Source organism: Ferriphaselus sp. R-1 (assembly GCF_000746095.1).
In the GTDB taxonomy this organism is placed as follows: domain Bacteria; phylum Pseudomonadota; class Gammaproteobacteria; order Burkholderiales; family Gallionellaceae; genus Ferriphaselus.
In genome coordinates, this window is record NZ_KN050807.1 from 41,987 (window position 1) to 58,509 (window position 16,523).

At 58.1% G+C, this 16,523-nt stretch carries 20 protein-coding genes; 19 read left to right on the forward strand and 1 reads right to left on the reverse strand.

Annotation, left to right across the window (positions count from 1 at the left end):
• The first annotated feature begins 1 nt into the window (after position 1).
• The 19 genes from DM08_RS11090 (at position 2) to mog (ending at position 16,073) form a co-directional block, all read left to right on the forward strand.
• Positions 2-574 carry an ankyrin repeat domain-containing protein gene (locus DM08_RS11090; RefSeq protein ID WP_035384723.1) on the forward strand — a complete coding sequence of 191 codons (573 nt, stop codon included), beginning with the start codon at positions 2-4 and terminating at the stop codon, positions 572-574.
• Between the two features lie 3 nt (positions 575-577).
• Positions 578-805: a hypothetical protein gene (locus tag DM08_RS11095; protein WP_035384724.1), complete on the forward strand. Its 228-nt coding sequence runs from the start codon at positions 578-580 to the stop codon at positions 803-805.
• 13 nt (positions 806-818) lie between these two features.
• Entirely contained in the window at positions 819-1,802 is a 984-nt protein-coding gene (gene moaA / locus DM08_RS11100) for a GTP 3',8-cyclase MoaA (protein WP_035384821.1), read from the forward strand.
• 3 nt (positions 1,803-1,805) lie between these two features.
• A complete protein-coding gene (moaC, locus tag DM08_RS11105) occupies positions 1,806-2,291 on the forward strand; it encodes a cyclic pyranopterin monophosphate synthase MoaC (RefSeq protein WP_035384725.1) in 486 nt (161 codons plus the stop codon).
• Complete coding sequence (locus DM08_RS11110; RefSeq protein WP_035384726.1) at positions 2,288-2,527, forward strand: MoaD/ThiS family protein; 240 nt, start codon at positions 2,288-2,290, stop codon at positions 2,525-2,527. The genes moaC and DM08_RS11110 overlap by 4 nt, the downstream gene beginning before the upstream one ends.
• A gap of 212 nt (positions 2,528-2,739) precedes the next feature.
• Entirely contained in the window at positions 2,740-3,165 is a 426-nt protein-coding gene (locus tag DM08_RS11115) for a molybdenum cofactor biosynthesis protein MoaE (protein WP_035384727.1), read from the forward strand.
• A gap of 60 nt (positions 3,166-3,225) precedes the next feature.
• A complete protein-coding gene (locus tag DM08_RS11120; protein WP_035384728.1) occupies positions 3,226-4,797 on the forward strand; it encodes a type I restriction-modification system subunit M in 1,572 nt (523 codons plus the stop codon).
• Positions 4,794-5,975, forward strand: a complete 1,182-nt coding sequence (locus DM08_RS11125) for a restriction endonuclease subunit S (RefSeq protein WP_035384729.1) — start codon at positions 4,794-4,796, stop codon at positions 5,973-5,975. Before DM08_RS11120 ends, DM08_RS11125 begins: the two co-directional genes overlap by 4 nt.
• Entirely contained in the window at positions 5,972-6,556 is a 585-nt protein-coding gene (gene kwaA, locus DM08_RS11130) for an anti-phage protein KwaA (RefSeq protein WP_035384730.1), read from the forward strand. Before DM08_RS11125 ends, kwaA begins: the two co-directional genes overlap by 4 nt.
• Positions 6,553-7,524 carry an anti-phage protein KwaB gene (gene kwaB / locus DM08_RS11135; protein ID WP_035384731.1) on the forward strand — a complete coding sequence of 324 codons (972 nt, stop codon included), beginning with the start codon at positions 6,553-6,555 and terminating at the stop codon, positions 7,522-7,524. The genes kwaA and kwaB overlap by 4 nt, the downstream gene beginning before the upstream one ends.
• Positions 7,521-7,661, forward strand: coding sequence for a hypothetical protein (locus DM08_RS13050; protein ID WP_161780293.1), 141 nt, complete (start codon positions 7,521-7,523; stop codon positions 7,659-7,661). Before kwaB ends, DM08_RS13050 begins: the two co-directional genes overlap by 4 nt.
• Positions 7,658-8,491, forward strand: coding sequence for a BRO family protein (locus tag DM08_RS11140; RefSeq protein ID WP_035384732.1), 834 nt, complete (start codon positions 7,658-7,660; stop codon positions 8,489-8,491). The genes DM08_RS13050 and DM08_RS11140 overlap by 4 nt, the downstream gene beginning before the upstream one ends.
• 123 nt (positions 8,492-8,614) lie before the next feature.
• The gene (locus tag DM08_RS11145; RefSeq protein WP_202593410.1) at positions 8,615-9,553 is read left to right on the forward strand and encodes a DUF6088 family protein; all 939 of its coding nucleotides are present in this window, start codon (positions 8,615-8,617) and stop codon (positions 9,551-9,553) included.
• Positions 9,550-9,960 (forward strand): HepT-like ribonuclease domain-containing protein, encoded by a 411-nt coding sequence (locus DM08_RS11155; RefSeq protein ID WP_081908887.1) that lies wholly within the window; start codon positions 9,550-9,552, stop codon positions 9,958-9,960. The genes DM08_RS11145 and DM08_RS11155 overlap by 4 nt, the downstream gene beginning before the upstream one ends.
• Positions 9,961-9,963: 3 nt before the next feature.
• Entirely contained in the window at positions 9,964-13,173 is a 3,210-nt protein-coding gene (locus DM08_RS11160; protein WP_035384733.1) for a type I restriction endonuclease subunit R, read from the forward strand.
• Positions 13,174-13,716, forward strand: a complete 543-nt coding sequence (gene mobB / locus DM08_RS11165; protein WP_051938179.1) for a molybdopterin-guanine dinucleotide biosynthesis protein B — start codon at positions 13,174-13,176, stop codon at positions 13,714-13,716. It abuts the gene before it with no gap.
• Positions 13,713-14,288 (forward strand): molybdenum cofactor guanylyltransferase, encoded by a 576-nt coding sequence (locus tag DM08_RS11170; RefSeq protein ID WP_035384734.1) that lies wholly within the window; start codon positions 13,713-13,715, stop codon positions 14,286-14,288. Before mobB ends, DM08_RS11170 begins: the two co-directional genes overlap by 4 nt.
• Before the next feature lie 7 nt (positions 14,289-14,295).
• Positions 14,296-15,534, forward strand: a complete 1,239-nt coding sequence (gene glp, locus DM08_RS11175) for a molybdopterin molybdotransferase MoeA (protein WP_035384735.1) — start codon at positions 14,296-14,298, stop codon at positions 15,532-15,534.
• On the forward strand, positions 15,534-16,073 hold the full coding sequence (mog, locus tag DM08_RS11180; RefSeq protein ID WP_035384736.1) for a molybdopterin adenylyltransferase: 540 nt from the start codon (positions 15,534-15,536) through the stop codon (positions 16,071-16,073). The genes glp and mog overlap by 1 nt, the downstream gene beginning before the upstream one ends.
• Before the next feature lie 57 nt (positions 16,074-16,130).
• On the opposite strand, the gene DM08_RS11185 is transcribed toward mog, so the two are convergent.
• Positions 16,131-16,334 (reverse strand): cold-shock protein, encoded by a 204-nt coding sequence (locus DM08_RS11185; RefSeq protein ID WP_035384737.1) that lies wholly within the window; start codon positions 16,332-16,334, stop codon positions 16,131-16,133.
• Between the last annotated feature and the right edge of the window lie 189 nt (positions 16,335-16,523).

The following is a 16,523-nucleotide window of genomic DNA, read 5'->3' on the forward strand; positions in this document are numbered from 1 at the left end:
CATGTCTGAGGAGCTGTTGGAGGCGGTGAACGCCGGCAAGTTGATGACGGTACGGGCGATCCTGGCCTCCGGCGCGTATGCCAAGACGCGCGATGCCGCAGGCAACACATTACTGATGCTGGCGGCACAGCGCGGCGATCTGGCCATGGTCGAGCTGTTGCTGGCGGCGGGCGTGGAGGTCGATGCAGTGGATGCTTCCGGCTGGTCGGCCTTGACCCGGGCGGTGTACAACCCCGCGCTGAAGCAGGGCTTCGCTGAGATCGTGCAAGCCTTGATCCGGGCGGGGGCGAACATCGAAGCGCCCATCGGTTACGGCGTGCGCCCTCTGATGCTGGCGGCAGGCTATGGCGAGACCGCCGTGGTCGAGGTGCTGCTGAATGCGGGAGCCGACGTGCTGGCGCGCAACGAAGGCGGTTATACTGCGCTGATGATGGTCAAACAGAAACACTACGTCGATGTGATCAACCTGCTGCACGAGGCCGAACAGCTGCTCGGCGTGGGCGAGGGCTCGTGCGACAGCAAGAACGCGCCCGGCTCCAACGTCATCACCTTCATGAAGCGTCCCGCCCACTGAGCCATGCCTTATTTCATCTACCGTATCGACGCGCGCCCCATCCGCATGCTGGAAAAGCTGGAGCAGCATGAGGCTTACCGCGATGCCTCGGCGCGGGTCAAGCAACTGCGCGCCGGGCTGGATGCTGGCGCGACAGCCACCATCAAGATGATCCATGCCGAATCGGAGTTGCACGCCGAGGATCTGCTCAACGAAGTGCGTCCCCCGGCTCCCGTCCTGGGCGATGACTGAGCGGGTCTCCGGCGTGTCTCCAGACGTTCTGCAAGATCGCTTCGGTCGCCGCATAGACTACCTGCGCCTCTCGGTCACCGACCGCTGCGACATGCGTTGCAGCTACTGTATGCCGGAAGGGTTCAGCGATTACGAAGAGCCGCAGGACTGGCTGAGCTTCGCCGAGATCGAGCGCGTCGTCGCGGCCTTTGCCCGGCTGGGCACCTCGCGTTTTCGCATCACTGGCGGCGAGCCGCTGCTGCGGCGCAACCTGAGCCAGCTTGCCGCCAATCTGAACCGGCTGCCCGGCGTGCACGATCTTTCCCTCAGCACCAACGGCACCCAGTTGGCGCGTCATGCGGCGGCGTTGAAGGCGGCGGGCGTCTCGCGCCTCAACGTCAGCCTCGATTCGCTGTGCGCCGAGCGGGTGCTCGACATCACCCGGCGCGATGCGCTGGCTCAGATCCAGGATGGCTTGCTGGTAGCGCAGTCGTGCGGCTTCGCCCCGATCAAGATCAACATGGTGGTGATGGGCGGAGTGAACGAGGACGAGGTGGACAACATGGCGGAATACTGCTTCCGCCACGGCTTCGTGCTGCGCCTGATCGAGACCATGCCGATGGGCAACACCGGGCGCAACGCGGGCTACGTCGATCTGCAACCGATACGGCAGCGCCTGCAAGCGCGCTTTGGTCTGGTGGATGGCGTGGTGCGCGGCGGAGGTCCGGCGCGTTATCTGGTGTCGCCGGACGGCGACTTCAGCATAGGGTTCATCACGCCTTTGTCGCAGCATTTTTGCGAGACCTGCAATCGCGTGCGCCTGTCGGTGGAGGGCACGCTGTATCTGTGTCTGGGGCAGGAGCACCAATTTGCCTTGCGTCCCTTGTTGCGCGCGGGCATCAGCGATGCCGAACTGGATGCCGCGATCCGCAGCGCCATCGAACTCAAGCCGGAACGACACGAGTTCCGCGAACAACCCGGTAAAATCATCCGCGTGATGTCAAAGACCGGAGGTTGAAGCATGAACGATGAACTCACTCATTTCTCGTACGCGGGTCGCGCGCGCATGGTGGACGTGTCGAACAAGTCCGTCACCCAGCGCAGCGCCACTGCCAGCGGCATCATCCGCATGCGACCGGAGACCTTGGCACGTATCCGCGAGGGCTATATCGCCAAGGGTAACGTGCTGGCAGTGGCCGATGTGGCGGCGGTGATGGCGGCCAAACGCACGCCCGACCTCATCCCCATGTGCCACAGCCTGCCGCTCACCGGCGTGGAAGTCAGCTTCAGTGAGACTGCTGACAGCGCTGGCTTGCGCGTCGAGGTCACCGCCAAATGCGTGGGGCAGACCGGCGTGGAGATGGAAGCCCTGACCGCCGCCAGCGCCGCGCTGCTCACCGTGTACGACATGTGCAAGGCCATCGACCGGGACATGCGCATCGAGTCCATCCAGCTCGAAGAGAAGCGCGGCGGCAAGAGCGGCGTGTGGCGCAGGGGCGACGCATGATCCGCGTGCTGTTCTTCGGCCCGGTGGCCGAGCGGATAGGGGCGCGCGAGCTGGAGTTGCCCTGCGTCGCCGGAATGCGCCTGCAAGCGCTCATCGAGCAACTAAGCGCACAGCATCCGGGCGCGTTCGACATCGTCAGCTTCATCGCCGTGAACCAGACGCAGGTCCACGACACGCAATTGCCGCTCAACGACGGCGACGAGATCGCCCTGATGGCCAAGTTCTCGGGAGGCTGAGATGAATAAAAGATGCCGTCATTCCGGCGCAGCGTGGTTGTTGCCGATTTATCGGCTTTACAACCACGGCGTACTCCTTGCGGGTGCAGGCCGGAATCCAGCAAAAACAAAAAGCCCGCGTAGCGGACAAAACCAAAATGTTGTCCTGCTTCGCAGGGAATGTACGACCATCTGGATTCCGGCCTGCGCCGGAATGACGGCGGGGAGTTGAGATGAACAAACCCGTCCGCATCCAGCAAGAAGATTTCTCCCAAGATGCCGAGATCGCCGCGCTGAAAGCCAGCTCGCTGCGCATCGGCGGCATCGCCACCTTCCTCGGCTGCGCGCGTGACTTCTCCGAAGGCCGCGACGTTTCCGAGATCAGCTTCGAAGCCTACGGCAGCATGGCGCTGGCCGAAATGAACAAACTACGCGCGGAAGCCATCGCAACATTCAAACTCATCGACGCCCGCATCGTGCATCGCGTCACCACCGTCCAAGCGGGCGACAACATCGTCTTCATCGCCGCCGCCGCCGAACACCGTGCCGCCGCCTTCGACGCCTGCCGCTGGATCATCGACGAACTCAAACAACGCGTGCCGATCTGGAAGAAAGAGATCACCCCGCAGGGAGAAGCATGGGTCACGCCGCACCCGTAAGCAGTATCTGATAGCATCGCCCCTCGGCGTGAAAGAAGCGCAATAAATCAGGGATACAAGATGGCCAAAGCCGCCAAAGAAATCAAAGCCGAACCGCTGGAAAAACAGCTCTGGAAAGCCGCTGACAAACTGCGCAAGAACATCGACGCCGCCGAGTACAAGCATGTGGTGCTGGGCCTGATCTTCCTCAAATACATTTCCGATTCCTTCGAGGAAATGTTCAACAAGCTGCAAGCAGGCGAAGGCGACTACGCCGGAGCCGACCCCGAAGACAAGGACGAATACAAAGCCGAGAACGTTTTCTTCGTGCCGCCCGAGGCGCGCTGGTCGTTCCTGTTGGGCAAGGCCAAGCAGCCCGACATCGGCCTGCATGTGGATGGCGCAATGGATGCCATCGAAAAAGAAAACGCCAGCCTCAAGGGCGTGCTGCCCAAAGTCTATGCGCGGCAAAACCTCGATCCCGCCAGCCTCGGCGGGTTGATCGACCTGGTGGGCAACATCGCGCTGGGCGATGCCAAGGCGCGTAGCGCCGATGTACTGGGCCATGTGTTCGAATACTTCCTCGGCGAATTCGCGCTGGCCGAAGGCAAGCAAGGCGGGCAATTCTATACACCGCGCAGCATCGTCGAATTGCTGGTCGCCATGCTGGAGCCGTACAAAGGCCGCGTGTTCGACCCCTGTTGCGGCTCGGGCGGCATGTTCGTGCAATCGGAAAAATTCGTCGAAGAACACCAGGGCAAGGCCAACGACATCTCCATCTACGGGCAGGAAAGCAACCAGACCACCTGGCGGCTGGCCAAGATGAACCTCGCCATTCGCGGTATCGCCGCCGACCAAGTGAAGTGGAATAACGAAGGCTCCTTCCTTAACGACGCGCATAAAGACACCAAGGCCGATTTCATCATCGCCAACCCGCCGTTCAATGTGAGCGACTGGAGCGGCGAACTGCTGCGCAACGATGGCCGCTGGCAATACGGCGCGCCGCCCGCAGGCAACGCCAACTTCGCCTGGCTGCAACACTTCATCTACCACCTTTCGCCCAACGGCAAAGCCGGCGTGGTGCTCGCCAAAGGCGCGCTCACCAGCAAAACCAGCGGCGAAGGCGACATCCGCAAAGCGCTCATCGCGCAGGGCAACCTGATCGACTGCATCGTCAACCTCCCCGCCAAACTCTTCCTCAACACCCAAATCCCCGCAGCCCTCTGGTTCATGAACCGCCGCCGCTCAGAACCCTCTCCCTCCGGGGGAGGGCAGGGTGGGGGAACACACCCCCGCAACAACGAAATCCTCTTCATCGACGCCCGCAACCTCGGCCACCTCATCAACCGCCGCACCCGCGAACTGAGCCACGAAGACATTCAAAGGATCGCCGCCGTCTATCACAACTGGCGCACCGGAGAAGGCGACTACGCCGACGAGAAGGGATTCTGCGCCTCCGTGCCGCTGGAGCGCGTGGCAGAACTAGACTACGTGCTCACGCCAGGCCGCTATGTCGGCCTGCCGGATGAAGAGGACGACTTCAACTTTGCCGAACGCTTTGCCACACTCAAGGCCGAGTTTGAAGCGCAGTTGACGGAAGAGGCGAGGCTGAATAAAGCCATTGCCGAGAATCTGGCGAAGGTGAAGGTATGAGTGAGTGGCAGGAGTATCTTCTGGAGGATGTCGTCGATAGATTTATTGACTATCGAGGAAAGACTCCAAGGAAGACAACTGCGGGTATTCCTCTTGTTACAGCAAAAGTGGTGAAGTCAGGAAAGATACTGCCTCCAAACGAATTTATTGCTGCAGAGGATTACGACACCTGGATGACGAGAGGGCTGCCTGAAATTGACGATGTCGTCTTAACTACGGAAGCGCCACTTGGAGAGGTGGCGCTGATAAAGGATGCGAATGTTGCCTTGGCCCAGCGCGTTATCACTATGCGAGCAAAAGAAGGTTTTGCATTTGGGCCTTTCTTGAAATTCTATTTTCAGAACGGAGATGGTCAGCACGAGCTTCAATCTCGCGCATCTGGCACCACCGTTTTTGGGATCAAGGCTTCGGTTCTGCGCAAGATTCCGATTGAATTGCCTTCGGTCCCAGAACAAAAAACCATCGCTGCCGTCCTAAGCAGCCTGGACGACAAAATCGACCTGCTGCACCGCCAGAACAAAACCCTCGAAGCCATGGCCGAAACCCTGTTCCGCCAATGGTTCGTGGAAGAGGCGCAGGAGGATTGGGAGGAAGTCACACTTGCCGATGTCACTACCAGAATTACTGATGGTGCACACGCAAGCCCGCCAACTGTAGAGTCAGGGCGTCCAATGGCCTCAGTTAAGGATATGTACGAATGGGGAATCAACATCGAAAGCTGCCGACAAATTTCACCGGAAGATTACGATGCGTTGGTTAAAGCGGACTGCCGCCCACTCAAGAACGATATTTTGATTGCCAAGGACGGAAGCTATCTCAAGCATGTATTCGTTGCAGAGGATGACATGGACGTTGTAGTTCTGTCGTCCGTTGCAATCTTAAGACCAAACGGAAAATATCATCCGTTACTCCTGGCGACTTTTCTTAAGATGGAATCTACGCGGGAAAGCATGGAAAATATTGTGACCGGGGCTGTCATACCGCGCATTGTTCTAAAAGACTTTCGGAAATATGAATTGCAGCTCCCTCCGATACAGCTTCAGGAACAGGCGTTGGCTGCGATTGAACCTCTATATGAGAAGTGCTGGGAAAACGACAGGCAAATTCGCACCCTCGAAACCCTCCGCGACACCCTGCTGCCCAAGCTGATGAGCGGCGAAATGAGGGTTGGAATATGAGTAGCGTTCGCCGCAAAGTCGATTTGTATATTCTGTCCTTGGCTCTGCTTTTTATCTTCTTCATCATCATCACCGTCAAGTTGCCTGAGGCGCCATTTGTAATGAAGGATTGGAAATGGTGGTTGGCTTTGGCCGAGGCAAATCCAATTGGGGATATTTCCCTGATTTTGTTCGGGTACAGTTTGTACGCATACAAGAAGTTTGATTACGACCTGAAGGGTTCCACCGACCTTCCATTTGAGGTCAAGAAGATCAAGGGCGTCAACTATGAGCACCTGACTTTCCTGGCAACCTATGTTGTGCCACTGATCAGCTTTGATTTTGGCAGCGGGCGACGCATGATTGTTCTTTGCCTGCTGCTTATTGTGATGGGTGTGATTTACGTCAAGACAGATATGTTTTATCAGAATCCTTCTTTGGCTCTGCTCGGATTTCACATTTACGAGGCTAGCGGAAATTTCAAGACTGGAGATAGGGAAGGGCTGATCTTGATTAGCCGTAAGCAGATCGAATCTGCGCAAAGAGTCTCATATATCAAGCTGGATGGGCGTATCTATTACGTGAAAGGCATTTCGGAATGAATGCGGATGAACTGAGGGTAGCGCTACAACCATTTTTCGAGAACATAGACGAGATCGGTGTTTCTGTTTATGCGATTTTGAAAAGCCAAGGCGATTCGGCTCCGAGAAAACTTGATATTGCAGGTGATGCGCTGCCGGGCCTCAAAGTTCTTTTTATGCAAGGCATTCGTGAGGAGATAGTGGATCGCGCCGAGCTTGCGGTTCTAAATCTGTCGACCTCTGATGAAAGAACCAATGCGATCTACGTTTGTGACATTGATGTGCCGGAGGGCCTGGCGGCAATGGAAAGCGTAAGTCAGGCCGACAATCTTCCCCTTCTGGACTTGGCTCAAAGTGACTTGTCCGACATCAAGGCGCTCATGATCGAGATAGGAAATAACATTGGGCAGATTGTGTTGTACAAGACGATGGCGCCAGTGAATATCTTCGGTAGGGGCAGCTTCTTTTTGAGGAAGGCAAGGCACAGGCTGGAACAGATCGAGGATGAGTTTCTCAGGGTCAGCGCGGGGTTTCAGTTTATGAGAGTGAATGGCGAACTGCTGGTGGTCGATCTTCATGCGCTTGAAAGAAGCTTTGGGTTCCATGAGGCGATTGTTCGAGAGGCGGCCTTGGGGATTTCGGCGATTGAGTCGATTTCTCTCGTTGAGAATCCGGATGTGCTACGTGAACTTCTTGATGACGTTAAGTATGCAAGAAGATTTACCAAGGTTGCCAGAGCATCTCCCGTGTTAGGCGCTCGCGTTCCTAATTCATCAATAATCCAGTTTTGCAGGACATTTCCAAAACTCGCCGGGAGAATAAGGTTTAACGCGGCCGGGGACAAAATTTTGCTCGATACGCAGGTTTCCAAGGATTTGTTTATCAAACTGCTGATGGACGATTTTCTGACTTCAGAGTTGACGAACTTTCACTATGAAAGCGTGGCGAAAGACAGCGTGGAAGAGGCTGCTAACGCAGATGCCAGATGACTAAACTCACTGAATCCGCCTTCGAATATTTCGCCATCAAGCTATTCGAGCGCTTGGGGGACAACACTATCCATACGCACATCACCTTAGATGGGCGCATTCGCTTGAATGTGGCATTGGATGAGGAGAGCGCATGAGCAACATCAAACTCTTTCAAAGCCAGCAAATCCGCAGCCATTGGGATGCGGAGCAGGAGCAGTGGCTGTTCAGCGTGATCGACATCATTCAGGCATTGACGGGGAATGAGCGGCCCCGCAAGTACTGGAGTGACCTGAAAAAGAAGCTGCAAGTCGAGGGCAGTGAAGTGTCCGATAAAATCGGACAGTTGAAATTGCGGGCTCCCGATGGGAAATCTCGCCTTACCGATGTCGCCAATACCGAAACCCTGCTACGCCTGATCCAGTCCATTCCCTCGCCGCGCGCTGAGCCTTTCAAACTGTGGCTGGCGCAGGTGGGCTATGAGCGGCTGGAAGAAAACGAAGACCCGGAGTTGTCCATAGATCGGGCGTTGGAGGCCTATCTCGCCAAGGGTTATTCCAAGGAGTGGATCAACCAGCGCCTGAAAAGCATCGAGGTGCGCAAGGAGCTGACGGACGAGTGGGAGCAGCGCGGGGTGAGCCGGGGGCAAGAGTTTGCCCTGCTGACGGATGAGATCACCCGAGCATGGAGTGGCCTGACCACCAAGGGCTACAAGCAGCACAAGGGGCTGAAGAAAGAAAACCTGCGCGACAACATGACCAACCTGGAGTTGGTGCTGAACATGCTGGCGGAGGCGACGACCACGGAAATATCGAAAGAGAAATTGCCGCAAACGCTGGATGAAAATCGCACGGTTGCGCGGCAGGGCGGCGAGGTGGCCGGGAACGCCCGCAAAGAGATTGAGGCGAAGACGGGCAAGAAGGTTGTCTCCAGCCAGAATGCCAAGCAATTGGGGCGCACCAAAAAACTGGAGAGGCCGAAGGAATGAGCAGACTCACCGAATCTGCCATCGAAGATTTCGCCGTCAAGCTAGTTGCAATCAAGGATAAAAAGCGGTGTATGATCCAGAAATACACTATGTTTTTTCTGGATTTTTAATACCATTCATAGCATGAAAAACATCACTGAAACATGCTTTTACTTCATTGCCGGGCATGGCAGGGGGTGGGCATTTTCGCCAAGTGATCTGGCGGGGCGGTTTTCACGCCAGCAGGTGGATAGCCTGCTTTCCGAGTTGACCCGGCAGGGCAAGATTCGGCGGGTGGCGCGCGGGTTGTACGATTACCCCGGCTTTAGCGAGTTGCTGCAAAAGATGTTGTCGCCGGATATTGACCAGGTGGCGGCGGCGTATGCGCGCAAGTTTGGTTGGCGCATTGAGGTGTCAGGCGAGTCTGCCCTGAATCTACTGGGGCTTTCTACCCAGGTGCCGGGGCGGTATGTGTATTTGAGCGACGGGCCGAACAAACGCTATGAGGTGTCTGGCGTCGAGCTGGAGTTCAGGAAGTCGGCGCTGAAGAACATCGGCTTCAAATACCGAGAAAGCTCGTTGCTGGTGCAGGCGCTGAAGGCGCTGGGCAAGGAGCATGTGACGTCGGAGGTGATAGACAAAGCCCGTGCGCAGATCGACCCCAAGCAGTTTGAAAAAATCCTGAAAGACACGCAGGGTGCAACCGGCTGGATTTACGAGGCCATCAAGCAAGTCTGCCGGAGCAAGAATGGGCAATTGCGCTATTGTAGCCAGATGAATAAAGGAGGCGATATGCTATTGGACGAGTTGCGACTGAACAAAAACAGGATCGAGGCGCTGGCGCAGCAGTATGGGGCGCAGCATGTCCGCGTGTTCGGCTCTGTCGCGAGGCGCGAGGAGCGGCCCGATAGCGATGTGGATTTTCTGGTGGAACTACCGCGCGGCTACGATCTGTTTGCCCAACGCTTGCCCCTCGCCGAAAGTCTGGAACGGTTGCTGCGCCGTAAGGTGGAGCTGGTGCCCGAACATGAACTTAATCGGCATATTCGCCAGCGGGTGATGAGCGAGGCGGTGGAGTTATGAGTAAGCCTTGGCAGCCTTACGCGCAGCACATCCTGGATGCCATCGGGAAAATCCGGCGCATTCAGATGCGCGGCGACATCGCCAGCGATGAGGTGCTTTATGACGCGGTGCTGCGGAATTTGCAGACACTTTCCGAGGCGACTCAGTTATTACCGGAAGAGAAGAAGGCTGGTTTCCCCGCTATCCCATGGCGGGAGATCAGCGGTTTCCGCAACATCCTCGTTCACAATTATCTGGGGGACATCGATCCCCTGACCGTTTCTGCCGTAATCGTTAAACACTTGCAGCCGCTTGAGGAATGCATGCAGGCCATGCTCGCACAGGATCGTGGCAATCTCGATGCGGCGCTGGCTTTGTTGAACCGCACAGGCGGCGAGCCGCCGCAATCCGGCGACGAGATTTTATAGCCGATGTCTAACAGACTCACCGAATCCGCCATCGAAGACTTCGCCATCAAGCTGTTTGAACGCTTGGGTTATGACTACATCCATGCGCCGGACATCGCGCCGGATGGCGACAGGCCGGAGCGCAGCAGTTATGACGAGGTGCTGCTCACCGGGCGGCTGGAAGCGGCGCTGAAGCGCATCAACCCCAAGCTGTCGGCGGCATTGTTGCAAGATGCCCTGAAAGAGGTGCAGCGTATTCATTCGCCCGAGCTGCTGGCGAACAATGAAGCGTTCCATCGCTTGCTGACCGAGGGCGTGCCGGTTTCCACGCACAAGGACGGCGATCAGCGCGGCGAGCGGGTCTGGTTGATCGATTTCGCCAGGCCGGAGAACAACGAGTTCGTCGTTGCCAACCAGTTCACGGTGATCGAGAACCACCAAAACAAACGGCCCGATCTGGTGCTGTTTGTGAACGGCATTCCGCTGGTGGTGATCGAGCTGAAAAACGCTGCCGATGAAAACGCCACGATCAAGGCGGCGTATCAGCAACTGGATACCTACAAGCAGGCCATTCCCAGCCTGTTCACCTCGAACGCATTCTTGGTGATTTCCGACGGGCTGGAAGCCAAGGCGGGTTCGCTCTCGGCCAGTTTTTCGCGATTCATGGCATGGAAGAGCGCGGACGGCAAGGCGGAGGCTTCGCATCTGGTGAGCCAGTTGGAGGTGCTCATCAACGGTATGCTGAACAAGGCGACGCTGCTTGACCTGCTGCGCCATTTCATCGTGTTCGAGAAATCGAAGAAGGAAGACCCTAAGACCGGGGTGATTACCCTCAGCACGGTGAAAAAGCTGGCGGCGTATCACCAATATTACGCGGTGAATGCAGCGGTGGTATCCACCTTGCGCGCAGCGGATATGGCAGAGCTGAAGGTGGCGCAGACCCCGGCCAGCTACGGCCTGCCTGGTGTGGCGCAGCAGCCCAAGGGTGACAAGAAGGCCGGGGTGGTGTGGCATACGCAGGGTTCGGGCAAGTCGCTTTCCATGGTGTTCTACACCGGCAAGATCGTGCTGGCGATGGATAACCCGACCATCCTGATGATTACCGACCGCAACGATCTCGACGACCAGTTGTTCGATACCTTTGCCGCCTCAAAGCAGTTGCTGCGGCAGGAGCCAGTGCAGGCCGAGAGCCGCGAGCAGTTGAAGGATTTGCTCAAGGTGGCATCGGGCGGGGTGATCTTTTCCACCATCCAGAAATTCCAGCCCGAAGAGGGCAATGTGTACGAGCAGTTGTCCGCTCGCCGCAACATCGTGGTGATTGCCGACGAGGCACACCGCACGCAATACGGCTTCACCCCCAAGACGGTGGATGACAAGGATGAGCAGGGCAATGTGATCGGCAAGAAGGTGGTGTATGGCTTTGCCAAATACCTGCGCGATGCGCTGCCGAATGCGACCTATCTGGGCTTTACCGGCACGCCTATCGAGAAAACCGATGTGAACACCCCGGCGGTGTTCGGTAATTACGTGGACATCTACGACATCGCGCAGGCGGTGGAAGACGGCGCGACGGTGCGTATCTATTACGAGAGCCGCTTGGCGAAGGTCGGCTTGAGCGACGAGGGAAAAAAGCTGATCGCTGATCTGGACGACGAACTGGAACAGGATGAGCTGACCGAGACGCAGAAAGCCAAGGCCAAGTGGACCAAGATGGAAGCGCTGATCGGCAGCGAGCAGCGCATCAAGAACATCGCGCGCGACATCGTGGCGCACTTTGAAGCGCGGCAGCAGGTGTTTGCAGGCAAGGGAATGGTCGTATGCATGTCGCGGCGCATTGCTGCGGAGTTGTATGCGGAAATTGCCAAGCTCAAGCCGGAATGGCACGACGATGATCTGGGCCGTGGCGCAATCAAGGTGGTGATGACAGCGGCCAGTAGCGATGGCCCCAAGATGGCCAAGCATCACACGACCAAAGATCAGCGGCGGACATTGGCGGAGCGCATGAAGAGCGACGACGATCCGCTGAAGCTGGTGATTGTGCGCGACATGTGGCTGACCGGCTTCGACGCGCCCTGCATGCACACCCTCTACATCGACAAGCCGATGAAGGGTCACAACCTGATGCAGGCGATTGCGCGGGTGAACCGGGTGCACAAGGACAAGCCCGGCGGTTTGGTGGTGGACTATCTGGGCATTGCCGCCGATCTGAAAGAGGCGCTGTCGTTCTATTCCGATGCGGGCGGCAAGGGTGACCCGACACTGGCGCAGGAACAGGCGGTGAGCCTGATGCTGGAGAAGCTGGAAGTGGTGTCGGCGATGTACAACGGCTTTGCCTACGAGGAATATTTCGCGGCGGATACCTCGAAGAAGCTCTCACTGATCCTTGCAGCGGAAGAGCACATCCTTGGGCTGGACGATGGGCGCAAGCGTTACATAAACGAGGTCACTGCACTGTCACAGGCATTCGCCATTGCCATTCCGCATGATCAGGCGATGGATGCGAAGGACGAGATCGCTTTCTTCCAGGCTGTGAAAGCAAGGCTGGCGAAGTTCGACGGCACAGGCGAGGGGCGCAGTAACGAAGAGATCGAGACTACTATTCGGCAGGTGATCGATCAGGCGCTGGTATCCGAAAAGGTGATCGACGTATTCGACGCGGCGGGTATCAAGAAGCCGGACATTTCGGTGTTGTCAGAGGAATTCCTAGCAGAGCTGAAGGGCTTCAAGCACAAGAATGTGGCGCTGGAAGTGCTGAAAAAGCTGCTCAACGACGAGTTGAAAGTGCGCGCTAGAAAGAATCTGGTGCAGAGCAAAACACTGATGGAGATGCTCGAAAACGCCATCAAGAAATACCACAACAAGGTGCTGACCGCCGCCGAGGTGATGGAAGAGCTAATCAAGATCAGCAAGGAAATTGTAACGGCGGATGGCGAAGCCAAGCAGTTAGGGTTAAGCGATTTTGAATATGCGTTCTATACGGCGGTGGCGAACAATGACAGCGCAAAACAATTGATGCAGCAAGACAAGCTGCGCGAGCTCGCTGTGGTGTTGACTCAGCGGGTGCGAGAGAATGCTTCCATCGATTGGACGATCAAGGAAAGCGTAAAGGCCAAGCTAAAAGTCATCGTGAAGCGCACGCTGCGCCAATATGGCTATCCGCCGGATATGCAGTTGCTGGCGACCGAGACTGTGTTGAAACAGGCCGAGATGATTGCGGATGAATTGGCGGGGTAGATGATGAAACTTGTTTCCATCGTTGGCCACTCCGGTTCCGGCAAGACGACTCTGGTTGAAAGGCTCATTCGTGAGCTGACGCAGCGTGGTGTGCGCGTGGCGACGATCAAGCACGCGCATCATCAGGTGCAGCTCGATACGCCGGGTAAGGATAGTTGGCGCTACACCCAAGCGGGGGCGGCGATGAGTATTCTGGTGACGGGCGAGGGCGTGCAGTTGGTTGCGACGGAGGTGGCCGAGCGCGACCCTCAGCAGCTGGCGCAACGGTTCATGGGCGAGGCCAATCTGGTGTTGGCGGAGGGGTTCTCGCTGGCGCCGGGGGTGAAGATCGAGGTGGTGCGGCGTGAGTGCGGCAAGCCGCCGCGTTGCAGCATCGAAGACGGTTTGATCGCCATCGTCACCGACATGGACGATGTCTATCCGCAGTTGCCGCATTTCGGGTTGGAGGATGTGAAGGGCATCGTCGATTTCATTCTGATGCAGGCTGAGTCGGCAGCCGTTCACCCTTCGACAGGCTCAGGGCGAACGGCGGGTTTGAAATGATCGACGACTGCACCGCGCTCATCCTCGCCGGTGGCGATTCGCGCCGCATGGGACAGGACAAGGCCGGGTTGGTGCTGGATGGGCAGACGCTTCTGGAGCGCGTTTCCCGCACGATGCAGTCCATCTTTCCCAAGCTGCTGGTCAGTGTGCGTGCACGGCGTTCCGCGCTGGAATTAACGCAAGTCTGCGACGAGGTGACAGCCAGCGGGCCGCTGGCGGGTCTGGTCGCCGGGCTTGCCCAGGCTGAAACGCCGTGGGTGTTCGCGGTGGCGTGCGATATGCCGTTCGTGTCTCCCGCCGTGGTCACAAAGCTGGCGGATTTTCGTGTCGGCCATCAGGCGGTGGTGCCGGTGGTGGGCGGGTATCCGCAACCGCTGGCGGCGTTCTATGCGGTCAGCGCGTTGGAGGCGATGCGCGCTTCGTTGGCAAGTGGCGACCTCAGTCTGCGCGGGATGTTGGGCAGGCTGGACGTGTGTTTTGTGGATGAGGCGGAGTTGCGGTCTAGCGATCCGCAGCTCCGTAGTTTTTTTGATCTGGATACGCCGCAGGATGTGCAGGCGGCGAGGCGATGAGGGTGAGATGAGCGGATTGACGGTGGCAGCGGCGCAACGCTGCGTGATCGCAGCGATGAAACGATTGGGCGCGGAGTCCGTGCCCTTGCAGCAGGCCTTAGGACGGGTACTGGCGGAGGATGTGCGCGCCAACCGCGATCAGCCGCCGTATGACGTGTCGGCGATGGATGGTTTCGCTATCCGCAGTGCGGATGTGGCGAGTGCTCCAGCGGTGCTGGAGGTTGTCGAGGACATCAAGGCCGGAGACATGCCGCAGAAAGTGCTGGCCGCCGGGCAGTGCGCGCGCATCATGACCGGCGCGCCGGTGCCGCACGGGGCGGATGCGGTGATCCGGGGCGAGGATACGCAAGCGCTAACCGAGGGGCGAGTGCAGATCGACGTGAGTGTGAAGTCGCGCAACGATATCCGCGACCGTGGCGAGAGCATGAGAACGGGCGAGGTGGTGCTGCCTGCCGGCACTGAGATCACGCCGGGCGTGGTCGGCATGCTGGCGATGGTGAAGGCGGCGCAGGTGCCGGTGTATCGCCAGCCGCGCGTGGCTATCCTTTCCACCGGCGACGAGCTGGAAGGACTGGACGAGCCCATCGACGCGAACAAGATCCCCGATGCCAACAGCTACGCGCTGATGGCGCAGGTGCAGGCGCTGGGCATCCAGCCGGTGCTGCTGGGCATCGCCCGCGACGATCCCGATCACCTGCGCGGTTTGCTGCAACGCGGCTTGCAGTTCGACGTGTTGCTGGTCTCCGGCGGTACATCGGTCGGCGTGCACGACTACGTGCGCCCCACGCTGGAAGCGCTGGGCGTGCAGATGCAGTTCTGGGGCGTGGCGATGAAGCCGGGGCATCCGATGGCGTTCGGTGTCGCACCGCTGACCTGGGTGTTCGGCATCCCCGGCAATCCGGTGTCCAGCATGGTGTGTTTCGAGGAGTTCATCGGCCCCGCTTTGCGCCGCGCCATGGGGCACCAGAATATCTATCGGCGCACGGTGACGGCCAAGCTGGCACGTGACGTGAAGCACAAACACCGTCGCACCGAGTTCGTGCGCGTGATGCTGGCACGGGACGAGGGCGCGCTGGTAGCGACACCGACCGGCGATCAGGGCAGCGGCATCCTGCGTTCGATGGCGATGGCGGAAGGGCTGATGGTGGTCCCTGCAAGCAGCCAGGGTGTCGCGGCGGGAGCCGAAGTGACGGTGCAGTTGCTGGACGGTACCGCATACCAAGGCGAAGCGGGTGGGGAGTGGTGATGAAAGCGCGTATCGGTTTTGTGACCGTTTCCGACCGTGCCAGTCGCGGCGAGTATGAAGACAAGGGCGGCCCGGCGATGTTGGCCTGGTTCACGCGGGTGCTGACCAGTGAGTGGGAGGCGGTGGTGCGTGTCATTCCTGACGAACAGCCGTTGATCGAGCAGACGCTGGTCGAGCTGGCGGACAGGGAGGGATGCAGCCTGATCGTCACCACGGGCGGCACCGGCCCGGCATTGCGTGATGTGACACCGGAAGCGACTGAAGCCGTGTGCGAGAAGATGATGCCGGGCTTTGGCGAGTTAATGCGCAGCGCATCACTCAAAGTGGTGCCGACCGCTATCCTGTCGCGCCAGACGGCGGGCATGCGCGGCAAGAGTCTGATCGTCAATCTGCCGGGCAAGCCATCCGCGATAGACGATTGCCTGAATGCGGTGTTTCCCGCCATCCCGTATTGCATCGACCTGGTCGAGGGGGCTTGGCTGGAAGCCGATGCGGCTCTGTGCAAGGTGTTCCGTCCGGCGCATGCCAGACAACGATAATCGCAGGCAATAAAAAAACCCGCCTTGCGGCGGGTTTTTCAACATGCGAGTCGCTGATTAGGCGGCCTGGATGTTGGAAGCTTGCTTGCCCTTGTTGCCTTGGACGACTTCGAAAGTCACCTTCTGGCCTTCCTTCAGGCTCTTGAAGCCGCTCATGTTGATCGCGGAGAAGTGCGCGAACAGGTCTTCGCTACCATCATCCGGAGTAATGAAGCCGAAACCCTTTGCGTCGTTGAACCACTTAACGGTACCAGTTGCCATGTGTATTTTCCTTAACTTACAAAAACCGGGGAAATCCCCCGTCAAACTGTTTGAAACGAAGACCGCACACGGCAAAACCAGTACTGCGCTACTTTGATTCAAACGCCAGCGCGCTTTTTACTCTCGATTACCCGTTATAGTCAAGAGGAATTGTGATTTTTTTAAGCCTATCGCCGAAAGCCGGCTTTT

Bases quoted from the DNA above. Each gene is read 5' to 3' on its own strand.
- glp (WP_035384735.1), top strand. From the start codon at position 14,296: ATGAGCGGATTGACGGTGGCAGCGGCGCAACGCTGCGTGATCGCAGCG.
- kwaA (WP_035384730.1), top strand. From the start codon at position 5,972: ATGAGTAGCGTTCGCCGCAAAGTCGATTTGTATATTCTGTCCTTGGCT.
- DM08_RS11090 (WP_035384723.1), top strand. From the start codon at position 2: ATGTCTGAGGAGCTGTTGGAGGCGGTGAACGCCGGCAAGTTGATGACG.
- DM08_RS11145 (WP_202593410.1), top strand. From the start codon at position 8,615: ATGAAAAACATCACTGAAACATGCTTTTACTTCATTGCCGGGCATGGC.
- DM08_RS13050 (WP_161780293.1), top strand. From the start codon at position 7,521: ATGACTAAACTCACTGAATCCGCCTTCGAATATTTCGCCATCAAGCTA.
- mog (WP_035384736.1), top strand. From the start codon at position 15,534: ATGAAAGCGCGTATCGGTTTTGTGACCGTTTCCGACCGTGCCAGTCGC.
- DM08_RS11095 (WP_035384724.1), top strand. From the start codon at position 578: ATGCCTTATTTCATCTACCGTATCGACGCGCGCCCCATCCGCATGCTG.
- DM08_RS11120 (WP_035384728.1), top strand. From the start codon at position 3,226: ATGGCCAAAGCCGCCAAAGAAATCAAAGCCGAACCGCTGGAAAAACAG.
- DM08_RS11170 (WP_035384734.1), top strand. From the start codon at position 13,713: ATGATCGACGACTGCACCGCGCTCATCCTCGCCGGTGGCGATTCGCGC.
- DM08_RS11160 (WP_035384733.1), top strand. From the start codon at position 9,964: ATGTCTAACAGACTCACCGAATCCGCCATCGAAGACTTCGCCATCAAG.
- kwaB (WP_035384731.1), top strand. From the start codon at position 6,553: ATGAATGCGGATGAACTGAGGGTAGCGCTACAACCATTTTTCGAGAAC.
- DM08_RS11115 (WP_035384727.1), top strand. From the start codon at position 2,740: ATGAACAAACCCGTCCGCATCCAGCAAGAAGATTTCTCCCAAGATGCC.
- mobB (WP_051938179.1), top strand. From the start codon at position 13,174: ATGATGAAACTTGTTTCCATCGTTGGCCACTCCGGTTCCGGCAAGACG.
- DM08_RS11185 (WP_035384737.1), bottom strand. From the start codon at position 16,334: ATGGCAACTGGTACCGTTAAGTGGTTCAACGACGCAAAGGGTTTCGGC.
- moaC (WP_035384725.1), top strand. From the start codon at position 1,806: ATGAACGATGAACTCACTCATTTCTCGTACGCGGGTCGCGCGCGCATG.
- DM08_RS11125 (WP_035384729.1), top strand. From the start codon at position 4,794: ATGAGTGAGTGGCAGGAGTATCTTCTGGAGGATGTCGTCGATAGATTT.
- DM08_RS11110 (WP_035384726.1), top strand. From the start codon at position 2,288: ATGATCCGCGTGCTGTTCTTCGGCCCGGTGGCCGAGCGGATAGGGGCG.
- DM08_RS11140 (WP_035384732.1), top strand. From the start codon at position 7,658: ATGAGCAACATCAAACTCTTTCAAAGCCAGCAAATCCGCAGCCATTGG.
- DM08_RS11155 (WP_081908887.1), top strand. From the start codon at position 9,550: ATGAGTAAGCCTTGGCAGCCTTACGCGCAGCACATCCTGGATGCCATC.